The organism is Microbispora rosea (assembly GCF_044460045.1).
GTDB classification, from domain to species: Bacteria; Actinomycetota; Actinomycetes; order Streptosporangiales; family Streptosporangiaceae; genus Microbispora; species Microbispora rosea.
Genome location: NZ_JBITJO010000007.1, coordinates 85106 through 107647, shown reverse-complemented (window position 1 = coordinate 107647; position 22542 = coordinate 85106). Strand labels below are relative to the sequence as shown.

25 protein-coding genes are annotated in these 22542 nt (G+C 71.4%); 9 read left to right on the top strand and 16 right to left on the bottom strand.

The annotated features are described in order from the left end of the window. Positions 1-30: 30 nt before the first annotated feature. The 6 genes from ACIBK1_RS27955 to dapA form a co-directional block, all read right to left on the bottom strand. On the bottom strand, positions 31-546 hold the full coding sequence (locus ACIBK1_RS27955; RefSeq protein WP_081903859.1) for a DUF6461 domain-containing protein: 516 nt from the start codon (positions 544-546) through the stop codon (positions 31-33). Positions 547-592: 46 nt separating this feature from the next. After that, positions 593-958, bottom strand: a complete 366-nt coding sequence (locus ACIBK1_RS27950) for a ClpX C4-type zinc finger protein (protein WP_030510698.1) — start codon at positions 956-958, stop codon at positions 593-595. Positions 959-1075: 117 nt separating this feature from the next. Then, entirely contained in the window at positions 1076-1453 is a 378-nt protein-coding gene (locus ACIBK1_RS27945; protein WP_156081114.1) for a hypothetical protein, read from the bottom strand. Positions 1454-1567: 114 nt separating this feature from the next. Beyond that, positions 1568-3010 carry an MFS transporter gene (locus tag ACIBK1_RS27940; protein WP_396738694.1) on the bottom strand — a complete coding sequence of 481 codons (1443 nt, stop codon included), beginning with the start codon at positions 3008-3010 and terminating at the stop codon, positions 1568-1570. A 75-nt stretch (positions 3011-3085) separates the two neighbouring features. Further along, on the bottom strand, positions 3086-3571 hold the full coding sequence (locus ACIBK1_RS27935; RefSeq protein ID WP_030510700.1) for a MarR family winged helix-turn-helix transcriptional regulator: 486 nt from the start codon (positions 3569-3571) through the stop codon (positions 3086-3088). A 53-nt stretch (positions 3572-3624) separates the two neighbouring features. Further along, a complete protein-coding gene (gene dapA, locus ACIBK1_RS27930) occupies positions 3625-4491 on the bottom strand; it encodes a 4-hydroxy-tetrahydrodipicolinate synthase (RefSeq protein WP_396738692.1) in 867 nt (288 codons plus the stop codon). Between the two features lie 78 nt (positions 4492-4569). Here dapA and ACIBK1_RS27925 point away from each other — a divergent pair, with 78 nt between their 5' ends. Next, positions 4570-5496 (top strand): LysR family transcriptional regulator, encoded by a 927-nt coding sequence (locus tag ACIBK1_RS27925; protein ID WP_357317049.1) that lies wholly within the window; start codon positions 4570-4572, stop codon positions 5494-5496. Here ACIBK1_RS27925 and ACIBK1_RS27920 read toward each other — a convergent pair. After that, on the bottom strand, positions 5480-6502 hold the full coding sequence (locus ACIBK1_RS27920; RefSeq protein ID WP_357317046.1) for a hypothetical protein: 1023 nt from the start codon (positions 6500-6502) through the stop codon (positions 5480-5482). The genes ACIBK1_RS27925 and ACIBK1_RS27920 overlap by 17 nt on opposite strands. Before the next feature lie 119 nt (positions 6503-6621). After that, the gene (locus ACIBK1_RS27915; RefSeq protein ID WP_357317043.1) at positions 6622-7548 is read right to left on the bottom strand and encodes a DMT family transporter; all 927 of its coding nucleotides are present in this window, start codon (positions 7546-7548) and stop codon (positions 6622-6624) included. Between ACIBK1_RS27915 and ACIBK1_RS27910 the strand changes: the two genes are divergently transcribed. The 8 genes from ACIBK1_RS27910 to ACIBK1_RS27875 all read left to right on the top strand — a co-directional run bounded on the left by ACIBK1_RS27910 (position 7547) and on the right by ACIBK1_RS27875 (position 13655). Continuing rightward, the gene (locus ACIBK1_RS27910; RefSeq protein ID WP_396738689.1) at positions 7547-8962 is read left to right on the top strand and encodes a PLP-dependent aminotransferase family protein; all 1416 of its coding nucleotides are present in this window, start codon (positions 7547-7549) and stop codon (positions 8960-8962) included. The genes ACIBK1_RS27915 and ACIBK1_RS27910 overlap by 2 nt on opposite strands. Positions 8963-9026: 64 nt before the next feature. After that, the gene (locus tag ACIBK1_RS27905) at positions 9027-9797 is read left to right on the top strand and encodes a hypothetical protein (protein WP_396738687.1); all 771 of its coding nucleotides are present in this window, start codon (positions 9027-9029) and stop codon (positions 9795-9797) included. A gap of 220 nt (positions 9798-10017) precedes the next feature. Next, positions 10018-10563, top strand: coding sequence for a CGNR zinc finger domain-containing protein (locus ACIBK1_RS27900; RefSeq protein WP_030510707.1), 546 nt, complete (start codon positions 10018-10020; stop codon positions 10561-10563). A 38-nt stretch (positions 10564-10601) separates the two neighbouring features. Then, entirely contained in the window at positions 10602-11204 is a 603-nt protein-coding gene (locus tag ACIBK1_RS27895) for a GNAT family N-acetyltransferase (RefSeq protein WP_030510708.1), read from the top strand. Between the two features lie 143 nt (positions 11205-11347). Next, the gene (locus tag ACIBK1_RS27890) at positions 11348-12220 is read left to right on the top strand and encodes a 1,4-dihydroxy-2-naphthoate polyprenyltransferase (RefSeq protein ID WP_396738685.1); all 873 of its coding nucleotides are present in this window, start codon (positions 11348-11350) and stop codon (positions 12218-12220) included. Between the two features lie 17 nt (positions 12221-12237). Continuing rightward, positions 12238-12723, top strand: coding sequence for a hypothetical protein (locus ACIBK1_RS27885; protein WP_396738683.1), 486 nt, complete (start codon positions 12238-12240; stop codon positions 12721-12723). Further along, positions 12720-13100 (top strand): hypothetical protein, encoded by a 381-nt coding sequence (locus tag ACIBK1_RS27880; RefSeq protein WP_396738681.1) that lies wholly within the window; start codon positions 12720-12722, stop codon positions 13098-13100. Before ACIBK1_RS27885 ends, ACIBK1_RS27880 begins: the two co-directional genes overlap by 4 nt. Before the next feature lie 96 nt (positions 13101-13196). Next, complete coding sequence (locus tag ACIBK1_RS27875; protein ID WP_396738679.1) at positions 13197-13655, top strand: GNAT family N-acetyltransferase; 459 nt, start codon at positions 13197-13199, stop codon at positions 13653-13655. An 84-nt stretch (positions 13656-13739) separates the two neighbouring features. On the opposite strand, the gene dapB is transcribed toward ACIBK1_RS27875, so the two are convergent. The 8 genes from dapB to rbfA form a co-directional block, all read right to left on the bottom strand. Continuing rightward, the gene (gene dapB / locus ACIBK1_RS27870; RefSeq protein ID WP_030510712.1) at positions 13740-14480 is read right to left on the bottom strand and encodes a 4-hydroxy-tetrahydrodipicolinate reductase; all 741 of its coding nucleotides are present in this window, start codon (positions 14478-14480) and stop codon (positions 13740-13742) included. 165 nt (positions 14481-14645) lie between these two features. Then, positions 14646-15956: a M16 family metallopeptidase gene (locus ACIBK1_RS27865; protein ID WP_396720745.1), complete on the bottom strand. Its 1311-nt coding sequence runs from the start codon at positions 15954-15956 to the stop codon at positions 14646-14648. Continuing rightward, positions 15953-18274, bottom strand: a complete 2322-nt coding sequence (locus tag ACIBK1_RS27860; RefSeq protein WP_030510714.1) for a polyribonucleotide nucleotidyltransferase — start codon at positions 18272-18274, stop codon at positions 15953-15955. The genes ACIBK1_RS27865 and ACIBK1_RS27860 overlap by 4 nt, the downstream gene beginning before the upstream one ends. Before the next feature lie 313 nt (positions 18275-18587). Then, positions 18588-18857, bottom strand: a complete 270-nt coding sequence (gene rpsO / locus ACIBK1_RS27855; protein ID WP_030510715.1) for a 30S ribosomal protein S15 — start codon at positions 18855-18857, stop codon at positions 18588-18590. Positions 18858-19049: 192 nt separating this feature from the next. Then, positions 19050-19994, bottom strand: a complete 945-nt coding sequence (locus ACIBK1_RS27850) for a bifunctional riboflavin kinase/FAD synthetase (protein WP_396738677.1) — start codon at positions 19992-19994, stop codon at positions 19050-19052. Between the two features lie 125 nt (positions 19995-20119). Then, entirely contained in the window at positions 20120-21022 is a 903-nt protein-coding gene (truB, locus tag ACIBK1_RS27845; RefSeq protein ID WP_396738675.1) for a tRNA pseudouridine(55) synthase TruB, read from the bottom strand. After that, on the bottom strand, positions 21019-22035 hold the full coding sequence (locus tag ACIBK1_RS27840) for a DHH family phosphoesterase (protein WP_036408190.1): 1017 nt from the start codon (positions 22033-22035) through the stop codon (positions 21019-21021). The genes truB and ACIBK1_RS27840 overlap by 4 nt, the downstream gene beginning before the upstream one ends. Continuing rightward, entirely contained in the window at positions 22032-22520 is a 489-nt protein-coding gene (rbfA, locus tag ACIBK1_RS27835) for a 30S ribosome-binding factor RbfA (protein WP_030510719.1), read from the bottom strand. Before rbfA ends, ACIBK1_RS27840 begins: the two co-directional genes overlap by 4 nt. Positions 22521-22542: the final 22 nt, after the last annotated feature.

Sequence of the window (22542 nt, the reverse complement as noted above, 5' to 3'; positions counted from 1 at the left end):
CCGACATTCCAGCGGTCGGCCGGGAGCCGGTCACGCGCCGTCGACGTCCTCGAAAGGATCCACGATGGGCCCCACGAGCATCGGGCGGCCGAGCATGTCCTGTGTGAACGGCACCCCGGTGATCCTGGCCGCCAGGGCGAAACCCCTCGGCACGACGGTGGGGCAGTTGTCCTCCCAGGCGGCGTCCCACGCGGCCTCGCTCTCCGGCCTGTCCGGCCCCATGCCCAACTCGCGCATGAAGCCGTTGAGCCGGTCGGGATCGGAGCCGTAACGCTCATACGGGTGCCGCGGTCGATACCCGGTGACGATCGTGCCGTCGATCGCGTACTCGAAGCTGTGCTCGGCGGCGTAGTCGTGCCGGGTGACCGCCACCACCTCGCAACCTCGCGACAGCCTGGGCAGCACCTCGTGGAGCGTGACCATCCAGCCGAAGGGTTCGATGGCCACGCACCACTCGCCGGCCTCGAGGACGCCCACGTGGCCGCCGCCGTCGGACTCGGACACGTTCAGCCACTGGAACGGAGCCAAGGGGTCGGTCGTCGTCATGCGGGCCAGGATGACAGGCAGCGCCGACAATCCGCCTGAGCGGGCGTCACTCCTCGCCGGAGAACCGCTCCCAGGCGGACTGCCGGGTCATGCCGAGCGCGGCGCCGATCCTGGCCCAGGTGGCGCCCCGGTCGCGCGCCCGCTGCACCCAGACCCGCAGGCTGTCCTCGACCTGCGCGCCCACCTCGGCGACGCGCGGAAGGAGCTCCAGGATCTGCTCGACGGTCATGCTCTCGGTGTAGGAGATCTCCGGAGTCCCGACGGACTCCGCCGCCAGGATCTCGGCGCAGAGCCCGACACACTCATTGCAGATGTAGACGCCGGGGCCGGCGATCAGCTTGGCCACTTCGGTCTTGGACTTCGAGCAGAACGAGCAGCGGATGTCCTGTTCCGCCAGAGAAGGAGCCGGCATGTCGCCTCCAAGGGGATAACGTGTCAGGCTGTACCTGACGCCCACCCCAAGGCTAGGACGTCAGGAACAGCCTGACAATAGATCATCCGGAAAGCGATGTTTCCCAAGCCCTACGGCTCAGCTCTTGGGGCCGAAGGCGTGCGGGACCTCTCCCTTGCGGCCGCAGCGCGGGCAGGGCCGGTACCGCCCGGACCACCAGGTGGCCTTAAGCGTGCCGCTTCCCTTGCACTTGGGGCATTTGGACAGGTAGTTGCGTACGTAGTCGAAGACGAGCCAGACGCCGAAGAAGGCCCCGGCGAGGACGAGAAAGGTCTGGGAATCCACTGTGGCTCCGTGGTCGGGGGACGGACCGGCGACGAACGCGCCGCCTGCGGAAGCCGGTCGCGCGGGGGCGCGGTCACCGTCACTCACCGGCCGGGCGAGCCAGTGCCGGAGGCGGGCGCGGATCCTCACCCGCACCGCAGGTGCGGGCATGGCCTGCGAGGGAACACGCATCGCCGCCTCCGTGGACACTGGTCGCACGGGAGAGGACGCCGCACGGCCTGCGGCCGGTGACAGCCGGATGCCCTTTCGTTGGGGTCACAGGGCCCTGGGCCGCGGCGGCGGCCCTCAGACCCGCTCGGGCTGGGGCTCCACCGCCTGCTCCGCGCCCGCCCGGTGTTGGGCGCTGCGCCGCCGCAGGACGACGTACGCGACCACGAGGGCGCCGGCCAGCAGGGCGAGAGAGACCGTGAAGGCCAGCCGGTAGCCGCCCGTCAGCGCGACCGCCTCGCTCGCCCCGCCCGCCAGCAACCCCTCCGTACGGGAGGCGGCGACCGTGGACAGCAGCGCGACGCCGGCCGCCATCCCGACCTGCTGGGTGGTGTTGAAGACCCCCGAGACCAGGCCCGCGTCGTCGGAGCGGGCGTCGGACATGCCGAGCGTGGTCAGCGCCGGGAGCACCAGTCCCCCGCCCATGATGAGCACCATCACGGGGAGCAGATCAGTGACGTAACGGGCGTCGACGGGGACGCGGGTGAGCCAGGCCATCGCGCCGATCAGCAGCACCAGGCCCCCCAGCAGCACGGCACGCGCGCCGAAGCGGGTGCTCAGCCGCGGGGACGCGAACAGCGACACCCCCGCGATGGACAGCGCCGCGGGGAGCATGGCCAGCCCGGTGTCGAGCGCGCCATACAGGAGCACCTGCTGCATGAACAGCGCCACGACGACCTGGAAGGCGAACATCGCGCCCAGCGTCAGGACCTGCACCAGGTTGGCCCCGGCGACGGCGCGCGAGCGGAGGATCCGCAGCGGCATGAGCGGGGTGCGGGCGGTCGCCTGCCGGACGAGGAACGCGGCCAGCAGCACGAGCGACACCGCGCCGAACCACAGGGAGCGCGGACCATACCGCTCGATCTGGACCACTGCGTAGATGCCCAGCATGAGTCCGGCCGTGACCAGCAGGGCGCCCACGGCGTCCGCGCCCGCCGACACGCCGAGCCCTCGGTCGGCCGGCAGCGCCCGGAGCGCCAGCACGATCGTGACCACGCCGATCGGCACGTTGATGAAGAAGATGTAGTTCCAGCCCAGCGCGTCGGTGAGGACCCCGCCGATGACCTGGCCCAGCGACGCTCCCGCGGCGCCGGTGAAGCTGAAGACGCCGATGGCCTTCGCCCGCTCCCCCGCGTCGGTGAAGGTCGTCACCAGGATGCCGAGCACGACCGCCGACGCCATGGCGCTGCCGACGCCCTGGAGGAACCGGGCGCCGATCAGCATCCCCGGGCCGGTGGCGGCTCCGGCCAGCAGGGACGCGGCGACGAAGACGGCGTTGCCCGCCAGGAACATGGCCCGGCGGCCGATCAGGTCGCCCAGCCGGCCGGCCAGCAGGAGCAGTCCGCCGTACGCGATGAGGTAGGCGTTGACGGTCCAGCTCAGCTCGGCGGGCGCGAAGCCGAGGTCCCGCTGGATAGCGGGCATGGCCACGGTCACGATGCTGCCGTCGAGCACCGTCATCAGCATCGTGGCGGACAGCACGCCCAGCACGAGCAGACGGGATCGGGATATCCGCGACATGGGGTCGCCTCCTGTTCATAGGAACAGAAGAACCGTAGCAGATAGTTTTTTTGTAGACGATCCCCTATGGATCGATCATCCGCGCTGACGCGCCCGCCTCACCGGCTGCGGCGCCTCGACCGCCGTGGCCAGGTGCCCCGTGACCAGCCGGTTGAGCGCGCGCACGAGCACCTCCGCCTCCTCCTCGGGCAGCGATCCGAGGGCGGCCCGGTGGACCCCGTCGACGATCTCCTGGCTCCGCTTCGCCACCTGCGCGCCCTTCTCTGTGACCGCGACGATCCGGGCGCGCCGGTCGGTGCTGGACGGGCGGCGCTCGGCGAGACCGGCCTGCTCCAGGGCGTCGAGGGTGACCACCATCGTGGTCTTGTCCATGTCGCCCAGCTCGGCGAGCTGGATCTGCGTGCGCTCCTCCTGCAGAGCATGGACGAGCACGCAGTGCATACGCGCCGTGAGGCCGATCTCGGCGAGGGCCGCCGCCATCTGCGTTCGCAGCACGTGGCTGCTGTGGTCGAGCAGGAAGGACAGGTCGGGCTCGTCACGCGAGGGCGCCATGGCGGTCATGCGTCCAGGCTACCAATTCGTCCGTATGCGGATTATCTCCAAGGGACCGGACGTCAGAGCATCCGCAGGGCCGCCTCGATCGACGCCTGACTCGCCGGGACGAGCGGAAGCCGTACGGCGGCGGTGGGGATGCGGCCCCGCGCGTGCAGGACGCCCTTCAGCACGGTCGGGTTGGGCTCGGCGAACATGGCCGCCGACATGAGCGACAGCCGGTGACCGAGGGCGCGGGCGTGCTCGACGTCTCCGGCCCGCCACGCCTGGACGAGCTCGGCGAACTCGCCGGTGCGCAGGTGGGCGGAGGCGAGGATGCCGCCGGGCGCCCCCAGCGCGAGCAGCGTGGACAGGAACGGGTCGTCCCCGGCGAGCACCGCGAAGTCCGCCGGCGGGTCGGCGAGCAGGGCGACCGTGTCGAGGTCGACGCCGCCGACCGCGTGCTTGACCCCGGCCACCATGGGCAGCTCGCCCAGCCGCCGCAGCGTGGCCGCGCCCACCTGCTGCCCGGTCCGATACGGGATGTTGTAGACGATCAGCGGCACCGGGGTCTGCTCGGCCAGCGCGGTGAAGTGGGCGAGCACGCCGGCCTCGGACGGGCGGACGAACGCCGGAACCGTCACCAGCGCCGCGTCCGCCTCCCCCTTGAGCGCGCGCAGTGCCTCGGCCGTGCTCCGCGTGTCGGCCGATCCCGCACCGACGGTGAGCGTGGCGCCCCGCTCACGGCAGACCCGGCAGCAGACCTCGATCACCGCGCGCCGCTCCTCCTCCGTCAGCGTGGCGACCTCCGCGGTGGTGCCGAGCGCGACGAGCCCGGACGCGCCGTCGTCGAGCACGCTGCGGGCCAGGTCTTCGAGCGCGTCGAACGCGATCTCGCCGTCCTCGGCGAAGGGAGTGATCAATGGGACATGAACGCCGGAAAGAGTCATACCGCGATCCTTCCGGCGAGCAACCGTGAAGGTCCAGTTCGCGTTTCTGTCGAAACCGTTAAGGTGAACTGATGCTCGATGTCACCGGCTCCGGCCGCTCCGATGCTTGACGTCCGCAGGCTTCGCCTGCTTCGTGAGCTCGCCTACCGGGGCACGATCGCGGCGGTGGCCGAGGCGCTGACGTTCACCCCCTCGGCCGTCTCCCAGCAGCTCGCCGCGCTGGAGCGCGAAGCGGGGGTCGCCCTGCTGGAGCGCACCGGACGCCGGGTGGCGCTCACCCCCGCCGGGGTGGCGCTGGTGCGGCACGCGGAGGCCGTGCTCGAACGGCTGGAGCAGGCGGCGGCGGAGCTCGCCGCGGCCAGGGGGGACTTGTCCGGGACCGTGCGGATCGGCGCCTTTCCCACCGCGACCCGCGCCATCCTCCCCTCGGCACTGGCGGCGCTCGCCCGCAGCCACCAGGGCCTGGATCCGATGGTGGACGAGGTCGACCCGGCCGAGGTCGCGCCGCGCCTGCGCGCCGGCGAACTCGATGTCGCCCTGGTCCACGAGTACGATTTCGTCCCGGCCGAGCCCGACCTCGCACTGGACGCCGTCCCCCTCCTCGACGAACCCATGTACCTGGCCACCATCCGCCCGGTCAGTGGAGAGGGCGACGCGGCCAGGCTCCTCGCCTGCCGCGAGGAGCCGTGGATCGCCTCCACTCCGGGCACGCTCTGCCACGCGATGACCGTGCGCGCCTGCCAGGCGGCCGGATTCTCCCCTCGCGTACGCCACCACATCGACGACTTCGCCACGGTCCTGGCGATGGTCGCCGTCGGCCAGGGCGTGGCGCTCGTGCCGGAGCTGGGAGCCGCCGACCCGCCCGAGGACGTCACGCTGACCGCGCTGTCGATGCGCCGCCGCACCCGCGTGGCCTTCCGGCGCGGCGCCGGCGGTCACCCCGCCGTCGTCGCGCTGATCGCGGCGCTGCGTGTCGCGACATCACACGTCAGAACACCGGGATGATGTCCTCCGGGTCGATCACGTCGACGTCCACGCCGTCGATGTCGAGTTCGGGGATCGCGGGGAACTCGATCCCCCACCGCTCGACGATCGCGCGTACACGGGCCATCGCCAGCCGCCAGTTGCCGGCCTGCTCCTCGTACGACAGCACGCCGAGGCCGCCCTCCCGCGCGTGGTCCATCAGCACGCGATGGTTGTGCAGGAAGTACGGCGGGAGCTCCCAGAAGCCCTCGGGCGGCTCCCACAGGATCATCGACAGGAACACGAACCCGGCACGCAGCTGACGCGTGATCAGGCCGCGTACGTCGTCGGTGAGCCCGGGCCACTCGTTCTCCAGGATCGTCATGCAGATCTGGAGGTGCCGCGACTCGTCCCGGCCGATCTTGTGGAACATGTCCGAGAACAGGGGGTGGTCGGTGCCGGAGGCCATCCCCCGGAACAGCGTCGAGGCCGCCATCTCCCCCATCATGAAGCTCGTGAACAGCACGGCGAGCGAATACTTGCCCACGGCCGTGTTGTAGCCGTTCCAGTAGCGCCCGCCGTTGTGGTAGAGCCAGCCGATGTTGTTGTGCGCCGCCCGCTCCAGGTCGGTGGAGGGCTGCCAGTCGAGCGGGCCGCCGGGCCAGAGTCGGGCGATGGCGCGCTGGCAGCACTCCTCGTGGTTCATCTCGTCACGGGTGATCGAGAAGAAGCACTTGCGTACGGGATCCTCCTCGTGCTTCTCGAAGGCCTGGATCGTGGCGCGGGCGAAGACGGCCGGGCCCGAGGCGTCGAAGTTGGCCAGCACGGAGAACCAGTACATGATCCCCAGCCGTTGCTCGGCCGTGAACTCCCGGGGGTCGAGCGTGTCCCACGGCAGGTCGGCGGGGTTCCAGACCATGCGCTTGGACTTCTCGTAGATGGCCGCGAGCTTCTCGGTCTCCACCCGCCACTCCATCGGGTAGATGTTGGGCTGCGGAATCTCGGGCGCCGGCCAGAAACCACCCTCAGGAACCACGACGTCCGACATCGCCTCACCATCCCGCGTGTGTGTGACCCGCCTCACCTTGTAACACCGTCAGCCCCATCCTGCGCCGAGCCGTCATATCAATCAAGTGCCCACACCGCGCCGCCGGCGGCTGGCCTGTGTCATGCGGCCCTCCGGCTGCCTTGTGTGGCCGCCACGCAGACGAGCACGGCCAGGGCCGCCGCGATCGTCGCGGCGCCGATCTCCTCGCCGAGCAGCAGCCAGGCCCACACCAGCGTGAGCAGCGGCTGCGCGAGCTGGATCTGCCCGGCACGGGCGATCCCGCCCATCGCGAGCCCGGCGTACCACGGGATGAAGCCGAGGAACATCGACACCAGCCCGACGTACGCGAACCCGGCCAGCGACTCGGCCGAGGGCTCCATGGGCGTGGCGACCGCCAGCACCGCGGTCACGGGCACGGTGAGCGGGGCCGAGAGCACCAGGGCGTACGAGATGACGCGCCAGCCCGGTGTCTCCCTGGCCAGACGCCCGCCCTCGGTGTAGCCGACGGCGGCCGACAGCAGGGCGAGCACGAGCAGCACGTCGGCCCCGGCGAGGCGGCCCGTGCCCCGGGTCAGCGTGAACACGGTGATCGACAACGCGCCCGCCGCGCAGGCCGCCCAGAACAGGGGTCTCGGCCGCTCCCCCGCCCTCAGCACGGCGAACGCGGCCGTGGCGGCGGGGAGCAGGCCGATGACGACGGCGGAGTGGGCCGTGCTCGCACCGCCGTCCAGGGCCAGGCCGCTGAACAGCGGGAAGCCGAGGACCACGCCCAGCGAAATCAACGCGTACGACCGCAGGTGGGCGCGGGGCGGCAGCAGCGGAGCCCCGGCGGCCTTGAGACAGATCACCGCGACGAGCGCCGCGAGCGCGGCACGCCCGATCGCGACGAGGTACGGATCGAATCCCCGCATCGCGAACACGGTGCCCGGAAACGACCCCGAGAACGACAGGACCCCCACGCCGGCCAGGAGGCTGCCCCGCCAGGCCGAACGGTGCGGGGCCTCCGCTATCGGGAGGATGTCGATAGCGCTATTGTCGATTTTCATGAATGACGATAGCAGTATCGCCCGGCTCGCCGCGATGCTCCGGGAGGAGACGGAGCGGTCGCGGCCGGGCGAACGGCTGCCGTCCAGCAGGGAGATCATGCGCCGCCACGGCGTGGGCCCGGTGACCGTCTCGCGGGCGATCGCCCAGCTCGCGGCGGAGGGCCGGGTCGTCACCCGCCCCGGCGCGGGCGTGTTCGTGGCCCCGGCCAGGCGGCCGGTCGCCGAGACGCCCGACTTGTCGTGGCAGACCGTGGCCCTGGGCGACCGGGTGGTGGACGACTCGGCGACGGCGAGCCTGCTGGCCCAGCCCCCCGACGGCGTCGTGCCGCTCACGGGCGGCTATCTCAACCCCGAACTGCGCCCGGTGAACGCGCTGGCCGCGGCGGCCGCGAGGGCCGTACGCCGGCCGGAGGCGTGGAGCATGCCCCCGCTGAACGGCCTGCCGGAGCTGCGCCGGTGGTTCGCCGCCGAGGTCGGCGGCGCGGTGACGCAGAACGACGTGCTCGTGGTGAGCGGTGGCCAGTCGGCGCTCACCCTCGCGTTCCGCGCGCTGGCGGCGCCCGGCTCGCCGATCCTCATGGAGACCCCCACCTATCCGGGGGCGCTCGCGGCGGCCAAGGCGGCCGGGCTGCGGGCGAGCGCGGTGCCGCTCGACCGGGACGGCGTGCGGCCCGACCTGCTGGCGGAGGCCTTCGCGATGACGGGGGCGCGGGTGTTCTACTGCCAGCCGACGCTGCAGAACCCCACGGGGGCGACGCTGACCCGCGAGCGCAGGGAGCAGGTGCTCGCGGTCGCCCGGGCTGCGGGGGCGTTCGTGATCGAGGACGACTACGCGCGATATCTGACGACGGGACCCGTTCCGCCGCCCATGGTGACCATGGACACCCACGGCACGGTGGTCCACATCCTGTCGCTGAGCAAGATCACTTCACCCAGTCTGCGGGTGGCGGGCCTGACCGCGCGGGGCCCGGCCGCGCACCGGCTGCGGGCCTGCCAGGTGGTGGAGTCGTTCTTCGTCGCCCGGCCCCTGCAGGAGACGGCCGCCGAGTTCGTGGGCTCCACGGCCTGGCGGCGCCACCTCGGCACCGTCCGGCAGGAGCTCGGCGTGCGGCAGGCCACGCTGCTGGCGGGGCTCGCCCGCCACGCGCCCGCCGCCGAGGTGCACCTGGTGCCGTCCGGCGGCCTGCACGTCTGGGTGAGGCTGCCGCCCGGCGCCGACGAGGCGGAGGTCGTGGAGGCGGCGCAGGCACGGGGCGTGCTGGTGAGCCCGGGGCGCATCTACTACCCCTCCGAGCCCCCGGGACCGCGGCTGCGCCTGACCCACACGGCCGCGACCGGCCTGGCCGAGCTGGAAGAGGGGATCCGCCGCCTCGCCCCGGCTCTGTCCCATCAGCCACATCAGTCCCACCAGTGAACCTTTGCCCCGGTTGAACCGTCTCTTCTCTGTCGCCCTTCAACCCCCTCACAGAGGAGACACCGTGCGCGTCCGCTCTCTGTTGACCGCGTTATGCGCCGTGCTCGCGTCAGCCGGCCTGCTCGTCGTCCCGTTGGCCGCCGAGGCCGCCTCCGCCGGGACAGCCTCCGTGTCGGCGGGCTGCTACCGCCAGGTCGGGGACCACTGGGAGTGCGTCACGCCCGGCGCGTTCTGCCCGGCGGCGGCCCACGGCAGGAACGGAACCTCGCAGAGCGGCGTCTCCTACCGATGCGTGCAGGACGGCTCCTACTGGCGCTGGAAGCCGGCCGGCTCCTCCGGCGGCACCACACCGAAACCGACGCCGAAGCCGACGGCCAAGCCGACCCCGAAGCCGTCGCATCAGAAGTGCTCCCAGAAGTACCTGCCGCTGCCGGACCCGAAGTGCCAGCCGGGGACGCGCAACCCCGCCGTCACCCAGAAGACGATCAAGTCGACGATCTGCACCCCCGGCTACAGCAGGAAGGTCGCGCCTCCGGCGAGCTACGCCGGCGCCCTGCGCCTCACGCAGATCGCCCAGTACGGCTACGCGGACAGGAAGCCGTCTCACTACAAGGAGGACCACCTCATCCCGCTGTCCCTGGGCGGTTCGCCCAAGAGCGCGAAGAACCTATGGCCTCAGCCGGTTCTGGCGGGCAAGGGCAGGACCCCGGCCGCCAAGGACGCGGTCGAGCTCACGCTGTGGAGGGCCGTGTGCCACGGCGAGGTGCCGCTCGCCAAGGCGCAGCAGGCCATCGCCAAGAACTGGCGGACCGCGGTGCGGCGGCTCGGTCTCTAGACCCCCGGGGTCATCGGTGTCCCTCCCGCCGACGCCCCTCCCGCCGGTACTCCTCCGACAGGCGCTCGCGACGCTCCTTGTTCCGCAGTGCGAGATAGGCCAGGTAGCTGACGCGCATGGGATCCTCCCCGGAATAGCAAACACCAGTGAAACGCTTGCGGTGGTGTTGTTATTTCACGACCTCCGACTGTCGTACAGTGGTCACGAGGGGTGATCGATCATGACGGGCCCGGCGGAGCTGCTCCGCGACTTCGTGAACACCTACGACGTCGAGGGAGACGCCGACGAGCTGGCCTCGCCGGCCGAGCTGTCTGTCTGGCTGCGCGAACGAGGGCTGATCGGCGACGACGACCGCGCCGCCGACGAGGACCTCGCGACGGCGACCCAGCTGCGCGAAGGACTGCGGGCCGCGCTGCGCGGCAACCACGACGGGGGTCCGTACGAGGTTCCGGAGGGACTGGACGCGGCCCTGGCGGGACTGCCGGTGCGCGTGACGCTTACGGCGGGGACGCCGGCGCTCGAGCCCGTGGGGTCCGGAGTGGCGGGCGGGCTCGCGCGGCTGGCCGCGCTGATCCCGGCCGCCCACGCCGACGGCACCTGGGCACGGCTGAAGGTCTGCGCCGAGAGCACCTGTCAATGGGCGTTCATCGACTCCTCGAAAAACCGGTCTCGCTCCTGGTGCTCTATGCGCGTCTGCGGAAACCGCACAAAAACCCGGGCATATCGGGCACGACGCCAGGCGGAAGGTACGCCGAGGCCCTCCTGACCAGTACGGTGTTACACGCTAAGAAAGGAGCCCGCCGAATGGGTGTTAGAGCTGCCCGCCTCGAAGACGTCGACGCGGTGACCAGCACCCAGATCCGGGCGTGGAAGGCGGTTTATCGCGACTTCCTGCCACCGATCCCGTTGGAGCAGATGACGGGGCCGGCGGCGGAGAAGATGTGGCGCCGCCAGTGGGAGGAGGCGATCCTCTCGCCGCCCACGCCCCGCCACCGTCTGCTCGTCGCCGTCGAGCGGGTGGTGCCCGACACCGACGCGTTCACCGCGCTCGGCCCCGGCGGCATCCTGGCGACCGCGGCGCAGCGTGCCTCCGACCGGGTCGTGGGGCTGGCGTCGCACGGACCCGCCGAGGACCCCGACCTGCACCCGGCCACGACGGCCGAGTTGATGACGTTGCTCGTCGATCCCAACCACATCAGGCGCGGACACGGCAGCAGGCTGCTCAACGCGACAGTCGACCACCTGCGCGAGGACGGCTACAACACGGTCGTCACCTGGGTCTTCGCCGACAACCACCCGATGATCGGCTTCCTGGAGTCGGCCGGCTGGGGCGAGGACGAGGCCGAGCGCGTTCTCGACATGGGCCGCCCGATCAGGATGATCCGCCTCACCACCGACATCAGCTGACTCACCTCCTTCTCCTGCCCGTCCGTACGGCTTCCGCCCCCGGCGGCGTCGCCTCCGCCAACCCCGCTGTCACGAGAAGATGGGGGATTGGCCAAACTAGGTACGCCTTCACCGGCTACGCACAGGTAGGAAAAGGGAGTCACGTGGCCACCCCAGCTCATTGGTTAGCGGGCGCACGCCCCCGTACGCTGCCCGCCGCCGTCGTCCCGGTCGCCGTCGGCACCGGAGCCGCCGTCGCGGAGGACGGCGCGAACTGGTGGCGCGCGCTGCTCGCGCTGTTCGTCGCGCTGGCGCTGCAGGTCGGGGTCAACTACGCCAACGACTACAGCGACGGCGTCAAGGGCACCGACAAGGACCGCGTGGGGCCCCTGCGGCTCGTCGGCTCGGGCGTCGCGGCCCCGAAACAGGTGCTCGCCGCCGCTCTCGGCTGCTTCCTCGCCGCCGCGGTCGCCGGGCTCGTCCTGGTGGTGGCGACCCAGGCGTGGTGGCTGCTGCTCGTCGGCCTCGCCTCCATCCTCGCGGCCTGGTTCTACACCGGAGGCTCCCGCCCGTACGGCTACCGCGCCCTCGGGGAGATCTCGGTCTTCGTGTTCTTCGGCATCGTGGCCGTCGCCGGGACGACGTACGTCCAGGTGGAGCGGCTGACCTGGCTCTCGCTGGCCGCCGCCGTGCCCGTGGGGCTGCTCGCCTGCGCGCTCCTCATGGTCAACAACCTCCGCGACATCGTGACCGACGGCCCCTCCGGCAAGCGGACGCTCGCCGTCGTGCTGGGTGACAGCCGCACGCGCCTGGCCTATTCGGCGACCCTGGTGCTGCCCTTCGTGTTCGCGCTCGCCCTGGTGCCGGTGCGGCCCTTCGCTGCGCTGACCGTGCTGGCGCTCCCCCTCGTGGTGGGCCCGATAAGGACGGTCCGTTCGGGGGCGACCGGTCCCGCGCTCATCGCGACGCTCCAGCAGACCGGCCGCCTGCAACTCGTCTTCGGCGCCCTGTTCACCCTCGGCCTGGCCCTGTTCTGACCACGTCCGGATCCCGGATGGACCACGTGTGGACCTGGAACCGGCACCTACCACTGCGGTGGCTGCTGGTCGACGAGTACACGGGCGACCCGGGCGACCCGGACGTCGCGATGGGGGTCTGCGCCGACATCGACGGGTTGTTCGTCGCACCCGAGCCGCTCCCGGAGCCGGAGCGCTTCACGCTGCTCGGCTGCGACCCGGCCGGTCCCCTGCGGGAGGCCCTGGACGCGGCGCCGGCTCCTCACGACGGACCCGGTGGGGCCTGGCTGCCGACCGTCATGCTCGATCCGGTGCACGATCCGCAGCGGCCCCCGCCCCGCGGCTGTCAGCGCTACGACATTGGCTGCTCCTGCTCGGAGGAGCTGTTCGACGTGGAGGTGCTGGGCCACCGGCCCTCTTCAGAGGGGCACGGCCTGGTGGACGTCGAGCTGCGGGGGCGCCTGCGGATCCTGCCGGAGATGCACTGGCCGCCCGCGCGGTGTCCTCCGTCGTCACCGGAGTGACCCCCTCCCGGCTGGACAGCGGGCTCCTCGACATCATCCTCGACGGCGGTTTCGACGAGCCGTTCCCCGACGGTGCCCGCGAGATCTACGACCTCTGGCATGCGGGGCGGCCCTCCCGGCGCAACCTCTGGGCTCGGTACGACCGCAGCCTGCGGCACGAGTGGGCCGGTGCGGCGCTGTTCCACCGGCCCCACGATCAGCCGGATCAGCCGCCGGGTTGCGCCTATCACCTCGACGGGCGGTTCGTCACCGACATCGAGGGCTTCCCCGGCTACGACCGGCCCGCGTACGACCTGCGCTCCTGGGGCCCGGCCACCACCCTGGACGATCTGCTCGGCATGTTCGCCGAGGTGGACGTCACCGTCGAGCCGCGCTGACCCTTCGCGGGGGGGTGACGTTGCCGCCGGGTCTCGCCTGGGCTCACGGGGCCGGCATCGGTCGCGAAGCCTCCAGCGATCCGGTAGGGAGGTCGTATGACCGTCGTAGGGTTACGGCCGGCGACACCGGCCGACAGCGAGTTCTGCTTCCGGCTGCACAAGGCCGCCCTGGGCGAGTACGTCGCGGCGATCTGGGGTTGGGACGAGCAGGACCAGCGGGGCCATCACGAGCGCGGGTTCGATCCCGGCGGCACGCGGATCGTCACCGTCGACGGCGTCGATGCCGGCATGTTGAGCGTCGACTATCGTCCCACCGAGATCTACCTGGGCCGTATCGAGATCGACCCCGCCTATCAGGGCCGCGGCATCGGTACCCGCCTCATCACCGCGCTGCTGGACGAGGCGCATCGGCGGGGTCAGGACCTGCTCCTGGACGTGCTGACGGTCAACCACCGCGCCCACGCCCTCTATCGCCGGCTGGGCCTGAAGGACGTCGCACGTCACGGCGACGGCGACATCAAGATCAGAATGCGCTCCACCCCGCCGCCCCGGTGACCCGGGCGTACGCGGGGCGGCGGGAGGTGGCGAGAGGCCTCCTGGGCCTGTCCCCGATGAGGACAGGCCGGGCGGGCGGCGCGACTACTGCAGGTCGAGAAGGCGCTCCAGGCCCACGGTGAGGCCGTCGAGCTCCTGGACACGGCGAACGCCCAGCAGGACGCCCGGCGTGAACGACGCCCGGTTCATCGTGTCGTGCCGGATCGTGAGGGTCTCCCCCTCACCGCCCAGGATGACCTCCTGGTGGGCGATCAGCCCGGCGAGCCGTACGGCGTGCACGTGGACGCCGTCGACGTCCGCGCCCCTGGCGCCGTCGAGCGCGGTGGTGGTCGCGTCGGGAGAGGGGCCGAGCCCCGCCTCGCGCCGCGCCCGGGCCACCAGCTCCGCCGTACGGCGGGCGGTGCCCGAGGGGGCGTCGGCCTTGTGCGGGTGGTGCAGTTCGACGATCTCGACAGACTCGAAGTGCTTGGCCGCCTGCGCGGCGAAGTGCATCATCAGCACGGCCGCGATGCCGAAGTTGGGGGCGATGAGCGAGTTCGTGCCCGGGTTGGCGGCCAGCCAGCCTCGCAGGGTCTCCAGTCGTCCGGCGTCGAAACCGGTCGTGCCCACGACCGTGTGGATGCCGTGGGAGATGCACCACTCGAGGTTGCCCATCACGACGTCGGGGTGGGTGAAGTCCACCACCACCTCGGCGCCGGTCAGCGCGTCGAGCGGATCGTCCTTGTCGACCTCCGCCACGAGCTCCAGGTCATCGGCCGCCGCGACGGCCTTGCACACTTCCACACCCACGCGCCCGCGGGCGCCCAGAACACCGACCTTAATCACGCGCCCAAGGCTATACGTGACGGCGGGAGGCGGGACGGCGAGGAGCGGTCCGACGCGGCCGATTCCCGCGCGGCGGGAGGCGCCGCCCGGGGCGAGAGCCGTAGGGGATGAAACGACGAGGCCGCGCCGGTCGGAAGGGCACCGGCGCGGCCTGGTACGGCACGGTCAGGCGATGGCGGAGCCGAAGTCCTTGTCGGAGTAGGGCCCGATCACGGCGAGAGTCAGCGGCCGGTTGAGGATGTCCTCCGCGACCGCGGCGATCTCCTCGGGGGTGACCGCCTCGATCCGCCCGAGCACTTCGTCGACCGTCATGAGCCGCTCGTACACGAGCTCGCTCTTGCCGATCCTGGACATGCGCGAGCCGGTGTCCTCAAGGCCGAGAACCAGCCCGCCGCGCATCTGGCCCTTGCCACGGGCGATCTCGTCGGGGCTGATCCCCTCGGCCACGACCCTGGCCACCTCGTCACGGCAGATCTTCAGCACGTCGTCCACCTTCGAGGGCAGGCAGCCCACGTAGATGCCGAACTGGCCGGTGTCGGCGTACTGCGAGGTGTAGCTGTAGGCGCTGTAGGCCAGGCCGCGCTTCTCCCGGATCTCCTGGAACAGGCGCGACGACATGCCGCCGCCGAGCGCCGCGTTCAGGACGCCGAGGGCGAAGCGCCGGTCGTCGTTGCGGTCGAAGGCGGTCATGCCGAGGACCAGGTTGGCCTGCTCGGTGGGCCGGTCGACCACGCGGACGCCGGTCCTGACGTCCACGCCCGGGCCCCCGATGCGCGGGAGCGCGGGCGCGGCGGAGCCGCCCAGCGCGCCCGCCCGCTCGTACGCCGCCGCGACCAGCGCGACCACCCGCTCGTGGTCCACGTTGCCCGCCACCGACACGACGGTGCGCGGGGGGACGTAGAACCGCTGGTAGTACTCGCGGATGCGGTCACGGGTGAGCGCGTTGATCGAGTCCTCGTTGCCGAGGATCGGGCGGCCGATCGGCGTGTCGCCGTACAGCTCGGCGGAGAACTGCTCGTGCACCACGTCGGAGGGGTCGTCGTCGTGCATGGCGATCTCCTCCAGGATCACGCCGCGCTCCGACTCCACGTCCTCCTCGGTGATCAGCGAAGAGGTCACCACGTCGGCGAGCACGTCGATCGCCAGCGGCAGGTCCTCGTCGAGCACCCGGGCGTAGTAGCAGGTGTACTCCTTGGCGGTGAACGCGTTGATCTCACCGCCGATGCCCTCGATGGACGCCGAGATCTCCATGGCGTCGCGCGTGGGCGTGCCCTTGAAGAGCAGGTGCTCCAGGAAGTGGGTGGCCCCCATGTGCTCGGGGGCCTCGTCGCGTGAACCGATGCCCACCCACAGGCCGACCGCCACGCTGCGCACGGTCGGCATCGTCTCGGTCACGACCCGAAGGCCGCCGGGCAGGACGGTGCGGCGGATGACCCCCGCGCCGTCCTTGCCCGGGAACAGTGTCTCGGTCGTCACGAGTTGCGCTCGTCCCGGCCGCCCCGGGTGCGGCTGCGGCTCCGGCGCGGAGCCCGCGGCTGCTCCTCATCCCCCGGCGCGGCGGCGGACTCGGCCGGAGCGGGCGCGGCCTCGCCGTTCTCGGCGGCGGCGTCCTTCTCCGCGGCCTCCTTCTCGACCACCTCGACCGGGACCAGAGAGAGCTTGCCGCGCGAGTCGATCTCGGCGATCTCCACCTGGATCTTCTCGCCGACGTTCATGACGTCCTCGACGTTCTCGATCCGGCGGCCGCCGTGCAGCTTGCGGATCTGCGAGACGTGCAGCAGACCGTCCTTGCCCGGCAGCAGCGAGACGAAGGCGCCGAAGGCGGCGATCTTGACGACCGTGCCCAGGTAACGCTCGCCGACCTCCGGCATGTGCGGGTTCGCGATGCCGTTGATCAGCGTACGGGCCGCCTCGGCGGACGGGCCGTCGGTGGCGCCGATGTAGATCGTGCCGTCGTCCTCGATGGTGATCTCGGCGCCCGTGTCGTCCTGGATCTGGTTGATCATCTTGCCCTTGGGGCCGATGACCTCGCCGATCTTGTCGACCGGGACCTTGATCGTGATGATGCGCGGCGCGGTCGGGTTCATCTCCGCCGGGGAGTCGATGGCCTCCTGCATCACGTCGAGGATCGCCAGCCGGGCGCCCCTCGCCTGCTTCAGCGCGGCGGCGAGCACGTGGGCCGGGATGCCGTCCAGCTTGGTGTCGAGCTGGAGCGCGGTGATCAGGTCCTTGGTGCCGGCGACCTTGAAGTCCATGTCGCCCATGGCGTCCTCGGCGCCGAGGATGTCGGTCAGCGTGACGAAGGTCTCGCCCTCGCCGATGAGACCCATCGCGATGCCGGCGACCATCTCCTTGAGCGGGACGCCCGCGTCGAGCAGGGCCATCGTGGAGGCGCAGACCGACCCCATCGAGGTCGAGCCGTTCGACCCGAGCGCCTCCGACACCTGGCGGATGGCGTACGGGAACTCCTCGCGCGACGGCAGCACGGGGATGAGCGCCCGCTCGGCCAGCGCGCCGTGGCCGATCTCGCGGCGCTTCGGCGAGCCGACGCGGCCCGTCTCACCCGTGGAGTACGGCGGGAAGTTGTAGTTGTGCATGTAGCGCTTGGTCCGCTCGGGATTGAGCGTGTCGATCATCTGCTCCATGCGCAGCATGTTCAGCGTCGTGATGCCGAGGATCTGCGTCTCGCCCCGCTCGAACAGGGCCGACCCGTGCACCCGGGGCACCACGTGGACCTCGGCGTTGAGCTGCCGGATGTCCTTCGGGCCACGGCCGTCGATGCGGACGCCCTCGCTGATGACGCGCTCGCGCATCAGCTTCTTGGTGAGCGACCGGAACGCGGCGCCGATCTCCTTCTCACGGCCCTCGAAGTCGGGCAGCAGCTTCTCCGCCGCCAGCACCTTGACGCGCTCGATCTCCAGCTCGCGCTCCTGCTTGCCCGCGATCGTCAGCGCCGAGGCCAGCTCGCTCTTGACGGCGGCGGTCACGGCCTCCAGGGCGTCGTCCTGGTAGTCGAGGAAGATCGGATACTCGGCGGTCGGCTTGGCGGCGACCTCGGCCAGCTTCGACTGGGCCTCGCAGAGCACCTTGATGAACGGCTTGGCGGCCTCCAGGCCCTGGGCCACGGCCTCCTCGGTCGGGGCGACCGCGCCGTCGGCGACCAGCTTGAGCGTGTCGCGGGTCGACTCGGCCTCGACCATCATGATCGCGACGTCGCCGTCGGCCAGGACGCGCCCGGCGACGACCATGTCGAACGTGGCGCGCTCGAGCTCGGTGTGGGTCGGGAACGCCACCCACTGGCCGTCGATCAGCGCGACGCGCACGCCGCCGATCGGGCCGGAGAACGGCAGCCCGGCGAGCTGCGTGGACATGCTCGCGGCGTTGATCGCGACCACGTCGTACAGGTGCTCGGGATGCAGGGCCATGATCGTCGCGACGATCTGGATCTCGTTGCGCAGGCCCTTCACGAACGACGGGCGCAGCGGCCGGTCGATCAGGCGGCAGGTCAGGATCGCGTCCTCGGACGGCCTGCCCTCGCGGCGGAAGAACGAGCCGGGAATGCGGCCGGCCGCGTACATCCGCTCCTCGACGTCCACCGTCAGCGGGAAGAAGTCGAGGTTCTCCTTGGGATGCTTGGACGCGGTGGTCGCCGACAAGATCATCGTCTCGTCGTCCAGGTACGCGACGGCGCTGCCCGCCGCCTGCCGGGCCAGCCGCCCGGTCTCGAACCTGATCGTGCGCGTGCCAAAGGGACCGTTGTCGATAACGGCCTCTGTGCTGTGGACACCCTCCACGGGGGACCTCCTCTTCGGGTCGGTCTCCCGCGTCCTCTTTCGCCGGGCTCCCCGTTCAGGTGCAGTGCCGGTCTTCGATCGAAGCGCCCGGTCCGTCCGCACGGCTGTCGCCGTGCCTACCGGGGGCCACTACCGAGGACCGGCCCTCTCACGCCGCGGGATCGCGCTGCGGCTTGCTTGCGGACGCGGGGCACTGTGTCTCGGCTATTCAGTTGTCTCGGCCACTCGGCTGTCTCACTCGGCCCGCTGGGCCGGTTCCATTGTGGCCGGTTATGGAAAAGGAGCGGCGAAGAATCGCCGCTCCTTCCTCACCTTATCGGCGAAGGCCCAGCCGCTCAATGAGCGAGCGGTAGCGGGTGATGTCCTTGGCCTGCAGGTACTTCAGCAGCCGGCGCCGGCGGCCCACCAGCAGGAGCAGACCACGACGGCTGTGGTGGTCGTGCTTGTGGGTCTTGAGGTGCTCGGTGAGGTCGCTGATCCGCTTGCTCAGAAGCGCGATCTGGACCTCCGGCGACCCGGTGTCACCCTCGCTGGTGCCGTACTCGCCGATGATGGACTTGGTGGTAGCGGCGTCAAGCGACACTGCTTCTCCATTCTGGTGAAATGGCACGCGCAACGATTCCCATCCCGCGAACGACCGTGCGTGCCCACAGTCGCCGTGACAGGACAGCCGGGTGGCTCAACACCACCTGAACATGGCTGACATACAACCCTACCAGCTCGTCGGACACACGCTGTCACGACGCGCCACGCAGCACGTTCAGGCGAGGCGGGTTCAGGAGGTGAAATCGCGGGCCCGGGCCACGTCGTCGTGCATCTGCTCGATCAGCGCCTCGATCGAGTCGAACCTGAGCGTCTCGCGCAGCCGCTCGCCGAAGTCCACGGCCACGTGCGCGCCGTACAGGTCCAGGTCGTCGCGGTCCAGCGCGTACGCCTCGACCGTGCGCTCCACCCCGTCGAACGTGGGATTGGTCCCGATCGAGATGGCGGCCGGCCAGCGCTCCCCCTCGTACGGCGAGGGGCTCTGGGTGCACTGCAGCCACCCCGCGTAGACGCCCTCGGCGGGGATGGCGGTGTGCGGCGGCGACTCGACGTTGGCGGTGGGGAAGCCGAGCGCCCGCCCGCGCTGGTGGCCGCGGACCACCACGCCCTCCACACGGTGGGGGCGGCCCAGCAGGACGGCCGCACCGGCGACGTCACCCGCGGCCAGCCGCTCCCTGATCACCGTGGAGGAGATGGCGTCGCCGTCGCTGACCAGGGGCACGCCCTCGGCGGTGAAGTCGTACTTCTCCCCCAGCGTCCGCAGGGTCTCCAGGTCGCCCGACGCCTTGTGACCGAAGCGGAAGTTCTCCCCCACCACGACCCCCGCCGCGTGCAGCCGGTCGACCAGAGCCGTCTGGACGAACTCGTCCGGCGACATCCGGGAGAACTCGAGCGTGAACGGCAGCACGCACACCGCGTCGACGCCCAGCGCGTGGAGCAGCTCGACCCTGCGGTCGGTGGTGCTGAGCCGCGGCGGGTGGTTGCCGGACCGCACCACCTCGTCCGGGTGCGGGTCGAAGGTCACCGCCACGGCGGGCAGCCCCAGATCGCGGGCCATGCCGACCGCGCGGGCCACCATCTGCTGGTGACCGAGATGCACGCCGTCGAACACGCCGATCGTGACGACGGACCTGCCCCAGTCTTTCGGGACCTCGTCCAGCCCGTGCCAGCTCTGCACCTCGACCTCGCTTCTGTGTCCGAATGCCGTGCCGTCGGCGAGGCGGCTGAATCGCCTCGCCTGGGAACCGCGCAGTAGACAAGACTGCCATGCCCCGGGGGGTGCCGGGGCACCAGCCCCCGGCGTCAGGAGACGAAGACCACCAGCGGCCTCGCCGTCCCGCCGCGCTCCTCGGCGAGCGCGAGCAGCGCGCCGTCCGGCCCGAAGACCCCGATCGGGCCCGGCCCGAGGCCCGCCGCGCGCAGCCGCCCGCCGTGGGCGACCAGCCGCGCCTCGTCCTCGCCCACGTCCCTGCGGGGGAAGGCCGCCGACACCGCGTCGGCCATGGACATGATCACGCATTCCCGGGCGAGGTCCTCGATGGTACGCGCCGCCTCGATGCCGTACGGCCCGACCCGGGTGCGGCGCAGCCGGGTGAGATGGCCGCCGACGCCGAGCGACGCGCCGAGGTCCCGGGCCAGCGCCCGGATGTAGGTGCCGCTGGAGCAGGTGATCACGGCGTCCAGGTCCACCGTCTCCGGAGTGCGCCGGATCTCCCCCACCTCGAACGCGTGGATCGTGACGGGCCGGGCGGCCAGCGCCACCTCCTCGCCGGCGCGGGCCAGCTTGTAGGCCCGCTGCCCGTCGACCTTGATGGCGCTCACCTGCGGCGGCACCTGCATGATCTCGCCCGTCAGCGCGGCGACGCCCTTGTGCACCTGTTCGTCGGCCACGTGCCCGGCGGAGGTGGTGGCGACCACCTCGCCCTCGGCGTCGTCGGTGTTCGTCGTCACGCCGAGGCGGATCGTCGCCTCGTAGACCTTCTCGGTCAGCGCGAGGTGCCCGAGGAGGCGGGTCGCCTTCTCCACCCCGATCACCAGCACGCCGGTGGCCATCGGATCGAGCGTGCCCGCGTGGCCGACCTTGCGGGTGCCCGCGATGCCGCGCATCTTGCCGACCACGTCGTGCGACGTCCAGTCGGCCGGCTTGTCCACGATGATCAGGCCGCTCGGCGGCGGCGTCCTTCTCGCCTTGGCCGTCGTGCTCATGACCGGCTCCCTTCCGGAGCGAGGAGGGGACGCAGGGCGGCCATCGTGTCCCCCACGGACAGCGCCGAGGAGAACCCGGCGGCACGCATGTGGCCGCCGCCGCCGAGCGCGGCGCAGGCACGGGCCACGTCCACCGCGCCCTTCGACCGGGTCGAGACGTTCCAGCCGCCCTCGTCGTCCTCCTTGAGCACGACCGCGACCTCCGCCTCGTCGACCCGGCGCACGACGTCGATCATGCCTTCCACCTCTTCGTACGGCAGGCCCTCCGCGGCGCGGTCGGCGCGGCTCACGTAGGTCCACACCAGCCCCAGGCCGCCCACGGCGTCCGGTTCCAGGGTGGCCCGCCCGAGCGCCGTGCCGAGCACCCGCAGGTACGCGAAGGGCGAGCGGTCCCACAGGTCCCTGGCGATCTCCTCCGGGCGCAGCCCCGTGGCCAGCAGCCGGCCGGCCATGGCGTGCGCGGCCGGGGTGGTGATGGAGTGCCGGAAGGAGCCGGTGTCGGTCACCAGTCCCGCGTACAGGCAGGTGGCGACCTCCCGGTCGATCGGGAGGCCGAGGCGGTTGATGAGCTCCTCGACGACCATCGTGGTCGAGGCCGCGCCGGGATCCACGAGGTGGACCGTCCCGAAGCGGGTGTTCGACACGTGGTGGTCGATCACGACGAGTTCGCCGGCCTTGCCCGCGTGGGGCGCGAGCAGGCCCAGCCGCTCCATCGTGGAGGCGTCGAAGGTGATCATCAGATCGGGCTCGGCGGGGTAGGCCGAGGGCTCCACCAGCAGGTGCTGCCCGGGCAGGAACCGCAGCAGCCGGGGCACGGCGAACACGCGGTCGCCGAAGGACGCGACGACCCTTCTGCCGGTGCCCGCGAGCGCCAGCCCGAGTCCCAGCATCGAGCCGAGGGCGTCCCCGTCCGGGGACACGTGACAGGCGAGCGCCAGCGTGCCGGCGGAGCGGATCAGTTCGGTCGCACGCCGCCAGTCCGCCTCGCCGGCGGCGCTTTCGTTGGTGGTCACCGGGCGGGGTGTTCCGCGCGGCCGGTGGGCTCGTCCTCGCCCTCCTCCTCGGCCGCCTCGGCGTCGAGGTCCTCCTCGAAGCGGTAGGGATCGGCGTCCCCGGCGAACTTCGCGCCCTCCGCCTGGCGGGCGATCTCCTCGTCCTTGGCCTTCGCCAGCTCGAACAGGTCGTTCATGTGGCGGGCGCTGTCCGGGAGCGGGTCGTGCACGAACGTGAGGCCGGGGGTGTGCCGCAGGCCGGTCTGCCGGCCGACCTCGGAGCGGATGATGCCCTTCGCGCTCTCCAGGGCGGCGGCCGTGTCGGCGCGCTCCGCCTCGGAGCCGAAAACCGTGTAGTAGACGGTCGCGTCGCTCAGGTCCGCGGTGACCCGGGTGTCGGTCACCGTCACGAACCCCAGCCGCGGATCCTTGATCCGCCGCTCCAGCATCTCCGCGACCACCTGCTGGATGCGATCGGCCAGCTTCCTGGCACGCGCTGCGTCCATGCTCACGCTCCCTCGTATCTGT

Excerpts from the sequence above, each read along its gene's own strand:
- ACIBK1_RS27940 (WP_396738694.1), bottom strand. The coding sequence starts at position 3,010 with ATGTCGCGGATATCCCGATCCCGTCTGCTCGTGCTGGGCGTGCTGTCC.
- ACIBK1_RS27935 (WP_030510700.1), bottom strand. The coding sequence starts at position 3,571 with ATGACCGCCATGGCGCCCTCGCGTGACGAGCCCGACCTGTCCTTCCTG.
- ACIBK1_RS27955 (WP_081903859.1), bottom strand. The coding sequence starts at position 546 with ATGACGACGACCGACCCCTTGGCTCCGTTCCAGTGGCTGAACGTGTCC.
- truB (WP_396738675.1), bottom strand. The coding sequence starts at position 21,022 with ATGAGCACGACGGCCAAGGCGAGAAGGACGCCGCCGCCGAGCGGCCTG.
- ACIBK1_RS27945 (WP_156081114.1), bottom strand. The coding sequence starts at position 1,453 with ATGCGTGTTCCCTCGCAGGCCATGCCCGCACCTGCGGTGCGGGTGAGG.
- ACIBK1_RS27925 (WP_357317049.1), top strand. The coding sequence starts at position 4,570 with ATGTCACCGGCTCCGGCCGCTCCGATGCTTGACGTCCGCAGGCTTCGC.
- ACIBK1_RS27950 (WP_030510698.1), bottom strand. The coding sequence starts at position 958 with ATGCCGGCTCCTTCTCTGGCGGAACAGGACATCCGCTGCTCGTTCTGC.
- ACIBK1_RS27920 (WP_357317046.1), bottom strand. The coding sequence starts at position 6,502 with ATGTCGGACGTCGTGGTTCCTGAGGGTGGTTTCTGGCCGGCGCCCGAG.
- ACIBK1_RS27900 (WP_030510707.1), top strand. The coding sequence starts at position 10,018 with ATGACGGGCCCGGCGGAGCTGCTCCGCGACTTCGTGAACACCTACGAC.
- ACIBK1_RS27915 (WP_357317043.1), bottom strand. The coding sequence starts at position 7,548 with ATGAAAATCGACAATAGCGCTATCGACATCCTCCCGATAGCGGAGGCC.
- ACIBK1_RS27895 (WP_030510708.1), top strand. The coding sequence starts at position 10,602 with ATGGGTGTTAGAGCTGCCCGCCTCGAAGACGTCGACGCGGTGACCAGC.
- rbfA (WP_030510719.1), bottom strand. The coding sequence starts at position 22,520 with ATGGACGCAGCGCGTGCCAGGAAGCTGGCCGATCGCATCCAGCAGGTG.
- dapA (WP_396738692.1), bottom strand. The coding sequence starts at position 4,491 with ATGACTCTTTCCGGCGTTCATGTCCCATTGATCACTCCCTTCGCCGAG.
- ACIBK1_RS27910 (WP_396738689.1), top strand. The coding sequence starts at position 7,547 with ATGAATGACGATAGCAGTATCGCCCGGCTCGCCGCGATGCTCCGGGAG.
- ACIBK1_RS27885 (WP_396738683.1), top strand. The coding sequence starts at position 12,238 with ATGGACCACGTGTGGACCTGGAACCGGCACCTACCACTGCGGTGGCTG.
- ACIBK1_RS27875 (WP_396738679.1), top strand. The coding sequence starts at position 13,197 with ATGACCGTCGTAGGGTTACGGCCGGCGACACCGGCCGACAGCGAGTTC.